The following is a 308-nucleotide window of genomic DNA, read 5'->3' on the forward strand; positions in this document are numbered from 1 at the left end:
GTCTGCAGGCAAGGTATCTACAGTCACGGTGATATCTGCATCTGCAACATCAAGGTTACCTTGTGCATCTACAGCCTCAGCATGAATCACAATCTGACCAGTCACAGGATCTGCTGCTGTTGCATCCAGAGTTGCTGTGATGAAGCCATTCGCAAGGTCAGCTGCAGTCACGGTGTAGTTGGTACCGTTAACATTCACCACTGTGCCATCGATTGCATCTGGTCCCAACGCCACTTGTGCATTGAAGGTACCGTCTGTACCAAGTTCTGCAGCATTCAAGATACCGTCGCCATTTAAGTCTTCAGGAA

The 308-nt window shown here is 49.0% G+C and carries 1 protein-coding gene; it reads right to left on the bottom strand.

What is annotated here, in order from left to right:
• Positions 1 to 308 (bottom strand): hypothetical protein (locus tag J536_RS24840; RefSeq protein ID WP_155758166.1); only part of this gene is annotated, 308 nt, incomplete at both ends.

The sequence above is a fragment of the Acinetobacter sp. 809848 genome (assembly GCF_000581275.1).
GTDB lineage: Bacteria > Pseudomonadota > Gammaproteobacteria > Pseudomonadales > Moraxellaceae > Acinetobacter > Acinetobacter pittii.